Below are 10652 nucleotides of genomic sequence, written 5' to 3' on the forward strand. Positions count from 1 at the left end.
AGCGGCATTTTTCCGGCAGGCAACTTTCCTGCACTCAAAAAGAAGGCCGCTCAGTGAGCGGCCTTCTTTTTTGTGCGGGTTTCGAGCTTAGAACTTCTCGATCTTCGCGTTGCTTTCCAGCTGTGCACGGTACGCAGCGAAATCCTGCTGACCCGCACGCGACGAGAGGAAGCGACGGTATTGCGCCTTTTCCGCGTCAGTCGGCGCAGCAGCCTGATTCACGCCATTGAGGCGCACAATCACGAAGCTGCCATCGGCTGCAGTAATGCTGGCGAATTCCGGCTTGCCCTTGCCATCAGGCTTGGGCATGCGGAACAGCGTCTGCAGTACTTGAGGATCAACGCCTTCCTGACTGCGAGTGACTGCCTCCATCGATTTCCAGTCACGTCCATCCTGCTTCGCAGCCAGAGGGATCTTGCCATCACGCAGCCCGGCCAGCAGAGCCTCGCCCTTGGCCTTGGCAGCGGCCGTGGCGTGCTCCTTGACCAGTTGAGTGCGAATCGAGCTGGCAACGCTCTCAAGCGGCAACTGCTGAGGTTGCAGATGCTCTTTGGAGCGCACCACCACGACGGTCTCCGGATCCAGCTCCAGCGTGTTGCTGTTGGAGCCCTCTTCCAGCACTTCTGGGCTGAACGCAGCCTGGATGACCGCACGGTTGGCTGTAATACCCTCACCGCCTTCACGACCGAATGGCGCAGTGGTCTGAACCTTCAGGCCCAGGTCCTGTGCCGGTTGAGACAGATCGGACGATTCAAACGCAGAATCTTCCAGCTGCTTGGTCACTTCGACAAATTTCTGCTCGACCAGCTGCGATTTCAAATCCGTGGTCAGTTTGTCTTTCAGACTGGCGAAGGTCGGCACCGATGGAGCCTCGACGCCCAGCAACTTGATCAGGTGCCAGCCGAAGTCGGTACGCACAGGCTGCGATACCTGGTCCTTGTTCAAGGCATACAATGTGTCTTCGAACGCAGGGTCATAGACACCCTTGCCTGCGTAACCAAGATCACCGCCCTTGCTGGACGAACCAGGGTCCTGCGAATATTCCTTGGCCAGCGCCGCAAAATCTTCACCCTTGGCCAGACGCTGTTGAATTTCTTCAATCTTCGCCTTGGCCTGCTCGTCGTTCAGTTTGTCGTTGACCTCGATCAGGATGTGCGCAGCACGACGCTGTTCGGACAGATTGGCGATTTCCTTCTGATAAGCCGCCTGCAAGTCCTCATCCTTGACCTGCACCTTGTCGAAGAAAGACGACTTCTTCAATTCGATGTAATCAAGCACAACCTGCTCAGGGCTCATGAACTCCTTGGCATGCTGGTCGTAGTGAGCCTTGACTTCGTCGTCCGTCACTTTGATCGCCGTGGTATCGGCGGGCAGGGTCAGCGACGCGAAATCACGGGTCTGCTTTTCCAGACGGGCAAAAGCGTCAACCTGTGCATCGGTTACGAAAGCACTGCCGGCAACCCCCGCACGCACCTGACCGATGAGCATTTCCTGGCCAAGCATCTGGCGGAACTGCAGACGGCTGTAACCCAGCTGGCGAATGACCTGATCGAAACGGTCAGCACTGAACTTGCCATCGACCTGAAACTCAGGCGTCTGCAAAAGCTGCTGATCCAGTGCCGCGTCGGAAAACGAGAACTTCGCATCCGTTGCACCTTGCAGCAGCAGCTTGCGGTCGATCAGGCCTTTGAGGGCTGATTCACGCAACAGCTTTTCATCCAGCATCGCAGGATCGAAATCCTTGCCCAACTGCTGCGCGAGCTGCTGAGCCAACTGACGCCGCTGCATGTCGACGGCCTGGCTCAACTCATTCTGAGAGATGTCCTCGCCGTTCACTTCAGCCGCGTTCTGCTTATTGCTGGTAGCGGTAAACAACGCCTCGATGCCGGTGAAGGCCATCAAAGCGATGATGATTCCGATAATTGTCTTGGCAATCCAGCCTTGTGAATTGTCCCTGATGTTCTGCAGCATTGCGTCCCCCAAAACGGTTGAACTGACTAACCAACCGCGGAGCGTGGGTAGAAAGCGGATAGAAGAAAGGCGCATCCGAGGATGCGCCTTCTCGTAACTGACGGAGCGATAGGGCTCGAACCCCTCGGTGTTGCAACCGAATGCACCACCGCTCCGCTACTGGATCAGGACAGACCCGACCCAGCGGGCAAAGGCATCGAGAGGCTTAGTTGACAGCTTCTTTGAGGGCTTTACCAGCTTTGAAACCTGGTTTTTTAGCAGCAGCGATTTCCAGCGTCTTACCAGTCTGAGGGTTGCGACCGATGCGAGCAGGACGATCAGTCACGGAGAACGTACCAAAGCCAACCAAAACAACCGAGTCGCCAGCCTTCAGAGCGCCAGTGACGGATTCGATCACTGCGTCCAGCGCACGGCCAGCAGCAGCTTTCGGGATATCAGCAGATGCAGCGATAGCATCAATCAGTTCCGACTTGTTCACTCTAAGTCCCCTTATCTCTATATTGAGTATGTTTCTAAGTTTTAGGTGTTAAGCAAAACGAGCGCTGGAAGGCTTGCTGGTGCTTGCTTTAAAGAGCCGCTTTATAACAAGGGCTCTAAAAAGCTGTCAAGGAAGCCTACCCAGTCTTAATGCGTGCTAATTCTGTCCTTAGAGTCAGACTCGCGTTTTTCTTCCTTTGCGACCAGATCTGTAGCCACGTCCGGCAACGGCTCCGGCTCCGGCTCCGGCTCCGGCTCCGGCGCGTATTGCAGCGCAATTTGCAGGACTTCGTCAATCCATTTAACGGGCTTGATTTGCAGATCCTGCTTGATATTGTCAGGAATCTCCTTCAAATCACGCACGTTTTCTTCCGGAATGATCACCGTCTTGATTCCGCCGCGATGCGCAGCCAGAAGTTTTTCCTTCAGACCACCAATCGCCAGCACCTGCCCGCGCAAGGTAATCTCGCCCGTCATTGCCACATCGGCACGTACCGGGATCTGTGTAAGCGCTGATACCAGAGCAGTACACATGCCTACGCCAGCGCTTGGTCCATCCTTGGGCGTCGCGCCTTCCGGCATGTGGATATGCGTGTCGTGTTTCTCGTGGAAATCGGCTGGAATGCCCAGACTACGGGCACGACTGCGCACCACGGTCTGCGCAGCTGTGATGGATTCGACCATGACATCACCCAGCGAACCGGTCTTGATCAACTGGCCCTTGCCCGATACAACCGCAGCCTCGATGGTCAGCAATTCACCGCCCACCTGAGTCCACGCCAGGCCTGTGACCTGACCGATCTGATCCTGTTGCTCGGCCAGTCCGTAGCGGAATTTGCGCACACCCAGGAAGTGTTCGAGCATCTCGGCAGTAACCTGCACGGAGAAGCGTTTTTCCATGGCGTGTTCTTTGACCGCCTTGCGGCAAACCTTGGCAATCTGGCGCTCTAGACCGCGTACGCCCGCTTCACGGGTGTAGTAGCGAATGATGTCGCGGATTGCTTCCTCGTCGAACTGGATCTCGCCTTTCTTCAAGCCATTGGCCTGAATCTGCTTGGGCGAGAGGTATTTGACGGCGATGTTGATCTTTTCGTCTTCGGTGTAACCCGGCAGGCGAATGACTTCCATCCGGTCCAGCAAGGCTGGCGGAATATTCATCGAGTTCGACGTGCACAGGAACATTACGTCGGAAAGATCGTAGTCGACTTCGAGGTAGTGATCATTGAAGTTATGGTTCTGCTCGGGGTCCAGAACCTCAAGCAATGCCGACGCCGGATCGCCGCGCATGTCACTGCCCATCTTGTCGATTTCATCAAGCAGGAACAGCGGGTTGCGGACGCCCACTTTTGTCATCTTTTGTATCAATCTTCCTGGCATCGAACCGATGTAAGTCCGGCGATGACCACGAATTTCAGCCTCGTCACGTACGCCACCGAGTGCCATACGCACGAATTTACGATTGGTTGCGTTGGCGATGGACTCGGCCAGGGAAGTTTTACCCACACCCGGTGGACCTACCAGACACAGTACAGGGCCACGAATCTTCTTCACGCGCTTTTGCACGGCGAGGTATTCGAGAATGCGTTCCTTGACCTCATCCAGACCATAATGGTCTGCATCCAGGATCGCTTCGGCGCGCGCAAGGTCCAGACGCACCTTGCTCTGAGCCTTCCACGGCACCTGAACCAGCCAGTCGATGTAGGAGCGCACCACAGTCGCCTCGGCCGACATCGGCGACATCTGCTTGAGCTTGTTAAGCTCGGCAGTCGCCTTTGTCAGAGCGTCCTTGGGCAGCCCGGCAGCGTCGATGCGCTTTTTCAGCTCTTCAATTTCGTTATGGCCTTCGTCGCCATCGCCCAGTTCCTTCTGAATGGCCTTCATCTGCTCATTCAGGTAGTACTCGCGTTGGCTGCGCTCCATTTGTTTTTTCACACGACCGCGAATGCGCTTTTCAACCTGCAGCAGATCGATTTCGGCATCCAGCAAGGCCAGCACGTGCTCGACACGGGCCGACAGGTCGATAATCTCGAGAATTTCCTGCTTCTGCTCGATCTTGAGCGCCATGTGCGCTGCCATGGTGTCAACCAGGCGACCGGGCTCATCGATGCTGTTGAGCGACGAGAGGACTTCTGCGGGGACTTTCTTGCCAAGCTGCACATACTGCTCGAACTGAGCCAGCAGGCTGCGCACAAATACTTCGGACTCGCGATCCGGCGCATCGACTTCGTCGATCAACGCGACGTCGGCGCGGTAATGGCCATCGACTTCGATGAAACGCTCTACCGAACCACGCTGCTCACCTTCGACCAGCACCTTGACGGTGCCATCAGGCAGCTTGAGCAACTGCAATACGGTGGCAATAGTGCCGACGTTGTACAACGCCTTTTCATCAGGATCGTCGTCAGCCGGGTTCCTTTGCGCGAGCAGCAGAATCTGCTTGTCGCCCGTCATTGCCGCTTCAAGGGCTTCGATAGACTTCTCGCGCCCCACGAACAGCGGGATAACCATGTGCGGATAAACCACGACATCACGCAATGGCAAGAGAGGCAATTCAATAGTGGTCTTCATGATTTCGCCTCTACGGCGGCCAATTGGCCGGGACAGATGGAATTAGCTTGAAGCCAAGATGGGGGTAGCGTCCAAAAAAAACAAGCTCTAGAGCCACGACCCGCCAAGATCAATTTCTTCATACAAAACGAATGAACGGCTGAAAAATGCAAAAGGGGGCCAAAAAGGCCCCCTTCCGTATTACTTCACACGCCCATACGCCTGCATGTGTTACGCGTCAGGGGCAACCTTGGCAGGCGGCTCACTGTTTTCGTAGATCAGCAGCGGCTTGGACGTACCATCGATAACGCTCTCATCGATCACCACCTTGCTCACGTCACTTTGCGACGGAATTTCGTACATGGTGTCGAGCAGCACGCCTTCGAGGATGGAACGCAAGCCACGGGCACCGGTCTTGCGCTCCAGCGCGCGACGGGCAACCGACTTCAACGCGTCGGTGCGGAACTCGAGGTCCACGCCTTCCATCTCGAACAGCTTGGCATACTGCTTGGTCAGCGCATTCTTCGGCTCGGTGAGGATCTGTATCAAAGCAGCCTCATCCAGCTCGTCCAGCGTTGCAAGCACTGGCAGACGGCCCACGAACTCAGGGATCAGACCGAACTTGACCAGATCGTCAGGCTCGACTTCACGCAGGGACTCGCCAACCTTCTTGCCCTCCTCCTTGCTGCGAACCTCGGCGTTGAAGCCGATACCGCCACGGGTGGAACGGTTCTGAATGACCTTTTCCAGGCCCGAGAAGGCACCACCGCAGATAAAGAGGATGTTGCGTGTGTCCACTTGCAGGAATTCCTGCTGCGGATGCTTGCGACCACCTTGCGGAGGAACGGAAGCCACGGTGCCCTCGATCAGCTTCAGCAAGGCTTGCTGCACGCCTTCGCCGGAAACGTCACGAGTGATCGAAGGGTTGTCGGATTTGCGCGAAATCTTGTCGATTTCATCGATGTAGACAATGCCCATCTGGGCCTTCTCGACATCGTAATCACATTTCTGCAACAGCTTCTGGATAATGTTTTCAACGTCCTCACCCACATAACCGGCTTCGGTCAGGGTGGTGGCGTCAGCGATGATGAACGGCACATTGAGCAGACGGGCCAGTGTTTCGGCCAGCAGCGTCTTGCCGGAGCCCGTAGGGCCGATCAGCAGGATGTTGCTCTTGCCCAGTTCGACATCGTCATTCTTCTTGTCACGCTGGTTCAGACGCTTGTAGTGGTTGTACACCGCTACTGCGAGGACCTTTTTGGCACGTTCCTGACCGATGACATACTGGTCAAGGATGCCGCTGATTTCTTTAGGCGAAGGCAATTTATGCGCGCTGCTTTCGGCCTGTGCTTCCTGCACCTCCTCGCGGATGATGTCGTTGCACAGGTCGACGCACTCGTCGCAGATAAAGACCGAGGGGCCGGCAATCAATTTGCGCACTTCATGCTGGCTTTTGCCACAGAAGGAGCAATAGAGCAATTTGCCGTTGTCCTCGCCGTTGCGGGTGTCAGTCATTCGATCGATCCAATCCGGTAGGCTTGCAACACAAGATGAAGGCTATTGCGGGCTTTTTCAAGTCCGCAGGCGGTCGGTTGTGCCGACCCCCTACATTTTGAGCCGCTTAGGCAGGCATTTGACGCTTGTTGATCACGGAGTCGATCAGGCCGTATTCAGCCGCACGCTCTGCGCTCATGAAGTTGTCACGCTCGGTGTCGCGCTCGATGGTTTCGAGGCTCTGGCCGGTGTGATGCGCCAGCAGCGAGTTGAGACGATGACGAATGTGCAGGATTTCCTTGGCATGGATGTCGATATCCGACGCCTGACCCTGGAAACCGCCCAGCGGCTGGTGAATCATCATCCGCGAGTTGGGCAGGCAATGACGCTTGCCTTCTGCACCACCGGCCAGCAGGAATGCACCCATGCTGCAAGCCTGACCGATACAGATAGTCGAAACGTCCGGCTTGATGAACTGCATGGTGTCGTAGATCGACATGCCTGCTGTCACCGAACCGCCCGGCGAGTTGATGTAGAGATGGATATCCTTGTCCGGGTTTTCCGCTTCAAGGAAGAGCAGTTGTGCCGCGATAAGGTTGGCCATGTAGTCCTCTACCGGACCAACCATAAAGATGACTCGCTCCTTGAGAAGGCGCGAATAGATGTCATAGGCGCGTTCGCCACGGGCGGACTGCTCGATAACCATCGGGACCAGGCCGCCAGCGGCCTGGATGTCAGAGTTCTGCTGAATATAAGAATTGCGGGACATGTCCTGCATTCACTCCCAAATAGTCGAGTCTTGAATACGCACAAGCCAGCGCGAAGGCTGGCTTGTGGGTGTTTTCGCACGAAAAGAGAAATCAGTCGGCTTTTGGAGCTTCCACCGGCTTGACAGCTTCTTCGTAGGAGACCGATTTGTCGGTCACGCTAGCTTTCTGCAAAACAGTATCTACAACTTGCTCTTCAAGCACAACAGAACGTACCTCGTTCATTTGCTGCTCGTTCTTGTAGTACCAGGCAACAACCTGCTCAGGCTCCTGATAGGCGGATGCCATTTCCTGAATCATTTCACGTACGCGAGCATCATCAGGCTTGAGGTCGAACTGCTTGACGACCTCGGCAACGATCAGACCCAGCTCGACGCGACGCTTGGCCTGCTCTTCGAACAGCTCAGCCGGCAACTGGTCTGGCTTGATGTTGCCGCCGAACTGTTGAACAGCCTGGACGCGCAGACGGTTGACTTCGTTTTCCTGCAGCGCTTTAGGCACTTCGATCGGGTTGGCAGCCAGCAGACCATCCATGACCTGATTCTTGACCTTGGACTTGATCGCCTGACGCAGCTCGCGCTCCATGTTCTTGCGAACCTCGGTGCGGAAGCCTTCGATACCGGTTTCCTTGATACCGAACTGCTTGAAGAACTCTTCGTTCAGCTCAGGCAGCTTTGGCTCGGAAACGGTATTGACGGTCACGGTGAACTCGGCAGCCTTGCCGGCCAGCTCAAGATTCTGATAGTCCTCGGGGAAGGTCACGTTCAGAACGCGCTCTTCACCAGCCTTGGCGCCAACCAGACCGTCTTCGAAACCAGGAATCATGCGACCGGAACCCAGCACCAGCTGGGTAGCCGTAGCAGAACCGCCAGCGAACACTTCGCCGTCGACCTTGCCCACGAAATCGATGTTCAGCTGGTCTTCGTTCTGGGCAGCACGGTCGGCCACTTCAAAACGAACGTTCTGCTTGCGCAGCACTTCCAGCATGTTGTCCAGATCGCTGTCCGCCACGTCGGCAGACAGGCGCTCTACGGCGATGGTGTCGAAACCGGCAACGGTGAATTCCGGGAATACTTCGAAAGTAGCCACGTATTCCAGGTCTTTGCCTTTTTCGAAAGATTTCGGCTCTACAGCAGGAGCACCGGCCGGGTTCAGCTTCTGCTCAACCACAGCTTCGTAGAAAGTAGCCTGAATCAGATCGCCCAGTGCTTCCTGACGTGCGCCGTCTTCATAACGCTGACGGATCACGCTCATAGGCACCTTGCCTGGGCGGAAGCCCGGGATCTTGGCTTTGCGTGCGGTCTGCTGCAGACGCTTGTTGACTTCAGTCTCGATGCGTTCGGCAGGCACGCCAATGGTCATGCGGCGCTCAAGAGCGGAAGTATTTTCAACAGAAACTTGCATGGATATTCCTCGTTGCACAGACGTTAGCCGACCGTTTCCGACCCCAGAATCAAGGGCATGCATTCTAGTGGGTCAAACTCAAGAAGTCACCCTACTGAAAAAGGGTGGATTTATAGGACGAAAGCGGAGCGCTGCAGCGCAAGGAAGAAAAAAGCCTCACACCCTCGGCGACGCGTCTGGCACGGCCTCTATATAAAGAAGCATCAGCGCCGGAGACGACCGACTCCATCCAGGTAGCACGTCCCACTCGACCGACGGCGGCAAGCCACCGGACCCGTGAAACGGTAAAGCGAATACGCTGAAACAAAAAAAGCCGCTTCACGCGGCTTGCAGCGACCCGGGCTTTCGCTTGAATCACTTCTGCTCTGGCGAACGGAGAACACAAAGAAATCTCCGCACACCTGCCATGCAAGGCTTCAGCCTCGAAGCCTGATGAATCAACGCACATTTTGCGCTGCTGATTCCATAGCGCCGGGCTGCTTGCAGCCTTATTCAACCCGGCGCGCATCGTACACAACGCAACCCACGCGCGCCACCCATTGCAAGCAATTGACGCGCCTGACAATTTTACTCTCGGATAAGCCCTACAACTTGTCACCCACCAGAGGCAAAAGCTGGCGTACGCTCAAACACCTTGCGGCAGCAGCCACACTGCGCACCACGGAAAGGCGGTGCAACTTACCGAGGTAACGCTTCTGACCTGCAACTCTGCACTACGCCATGATTAAAAAAGATTAACGACTGAGGAAGCAAACACCACAGTGACACGCTCGGCACGACCGCAATCATACGGACCTCCCAACGCCAGGCCATGACGCCTCACCCTAAACCAGACACAACGTCGAAAACCGACCATCTTCCGCGTGACCATACCGGCCTCCGGCACCCGCCAACCTTACGGCACAGCAAGGCCTGACGAGAGCCAGCACCTCCGCCGCACCCCTGTACTGCTTAGCCATCCGCTACATAATCCGACCACTGATTTCACCGCTGCTGGCAACAATAATGAAGCCTGCGCCACGAATGAACTGCACTGTTTTCGCACCACACCAGCAGCATCGCCCGAGCTCTTACATGCCAAGAAATCAATGCCATTAAACATTGAAACCCGTCAGGAAAAACCATGTACAAGATGATTGCTGCACTTACTTTTCTCGCCATCACCTCAGCAACACTGACGGGGTGCAAAGACAAGGAGGGGAGCACGGGAAACGCAGCAGCCACTAAAACCACTTATTATTCTTCCTACAAATGCAACATTGACTCAATTGCCGGGAAGATCAGCCCGGGAACAGGAGCAAGCATTTACGTACCGCGGGGCGTCGCAATGTTCAACGGCTCGGTGATCACTGCGAACCAGGACGCTCCGAAAGAAATCAGACTTCGCCTGACCGGCTACAAAGGAAAGCCCACTACGTTCAAGGACCCGCCATCGTTGATCGAATTGACCTGGTGAAGACGTACAACAATGAAAAACTCCTGAAGTGAGGTTTTTCGTTCACCGCAGATTTATCGTCAATGGAATCCGGCGGCTACAACGTCGTACTCGAGATCCCTGGAGCAAACCCACCTCTTCTGTGCCAGGGCAAGGTGTTGCTTGTCATCGAATAACCAGAAAGCCTGATGGCGAGACTGAGCCTCGACAATCTGGTAGCTTTCTTTTCCACTTCAACGCAAAAGCCCAGGCCGCTGGGGCTTTTTGGTTTCTGCCAGATGCAAAAACCGCCCAATGACGGGCGGTGCTGGTCAGTTTTTGCAGACTACCTGCGGAGGTGCCGCAGGTGTCAGCTTTTGGGGAATCACGATTGAAGTTCCGGGCAGAGACACGAGCTCGATGACTCCAAACATGCAAATAAGCGCTTGCTCACCATCGTTGCTTGATCTGCTACGTACCCCTACTAAGGAAATCCTGAAAAAGACTTCCTGATTTGGCAAAATCTCCGGGCACCAATCGCCGAGCTTTTCGATGATGAATCAAATGACCTTCGCCGA

Annotated in this window: 6 protein-coding genes and 1 pseudogene; 1 reads left to right on the forward strand and 6 read right to left on the reverse strand. The window is 55.5% G+C overall.

Annotated features, from left to right (window positions below):
* Nucleotides 1-87: 87 nt before the first annotated feature.
* From AO277_RS14870 to tig, 6 genes are all read right to left on the reverse strand, one after another.
* Nucleotides 88-1971 (reverse strand): SurA N-terminal domain-containing protein, encoded by a 1884-nt coding sequence (locus AO277_RS14870; protein ID WP_044317510.1) that lies wholly within the window; start codon nt 1969-1971, stop codon nt 88-90.
* Between the two features lie 205 nt (nt 1972-2176).
* The gene (locus AO277_RS14875) at nt 2177-2449 is read right to left on the reverse strand and encodes an HU family DNA-binding protein (protein WP_002552737.1); all 273 of its coding nucleotides are present in this window, start codon (nt 2447-2449) and stop codon (nt 2177-2179) included.
* Between the two features lie 146 nt (nt 2450-2595).
* A complete protein-coding gene (gene lon / locus AO277_RS14880; protein ID WP_044317511.1) occupies nt 2596-5016 on the reverse strand; it encodes an endopeptidase La in 2421 nt (806 codons plus the stop codon).
* 210 nt (nt 5017-5226) lie between these two features.
* On the reverse strand, nt 5227-6510 hold the full coding sequence (gene clpX / locus AO277_RS14885) for an ATP-dependent Clp protease ATP-binding subunit ClpX (RefSeq protein ID WP_044317512.1): 1284 nt from the start codon (nt 6508-6510) through the stop codon (nt 5227-5229).
* Between the two features lie 106 nt (nt 6511-6616).
* Nucleotides 6617-7258, reverse strand: coding sequence for an ATP-dependent Clp endopeptidase proteolytic subunit ClpP (clpP, locus tag AO277_RS14890; protein ID WP_002552734.1), 642 nt, complete (start codon nt 7256-7258; stop codon nt 6617-6619).
* Nucleotides 7259-7349: 91 nt separating this feature from the next.
* Nucleotides 7350-8660 (reverse strand): trigger factor, encoded by a 1311-nt coding sequence (gene tig / locus AO277_RS14895; protein WP_044317513.1) that lies wholly within the window; start codon nt 8658-8660, stop codon nt 7350-7352.
* Nucleotides 8661-9783: 1123 nt separating this feature from the next.
* On the opposite strand from tig, the pseudogene AO277_RS14900 reads away from it, so the two are divergent.
* Nucleotides 9784-10271 (forward strand): annotated as a pseudogene (locus tag AO277_RS14900) (hypothetical protein).
* The last annotated feature ends 381 nt before the right edge of the window (nt 10272-10652 follow it).

Source organism: Pseudomonas amygdali, from assembly GCF_002699855.1.
In the GTDB taxonomy this organism is placed as follows: domain Bacteria; phylum Pseudomonadota; class Gammaproteobacteria; order Pseudomonadales; family Pseudomonadaceae; genus Aquipseudomonas; species Aquipseudomonas amygdali.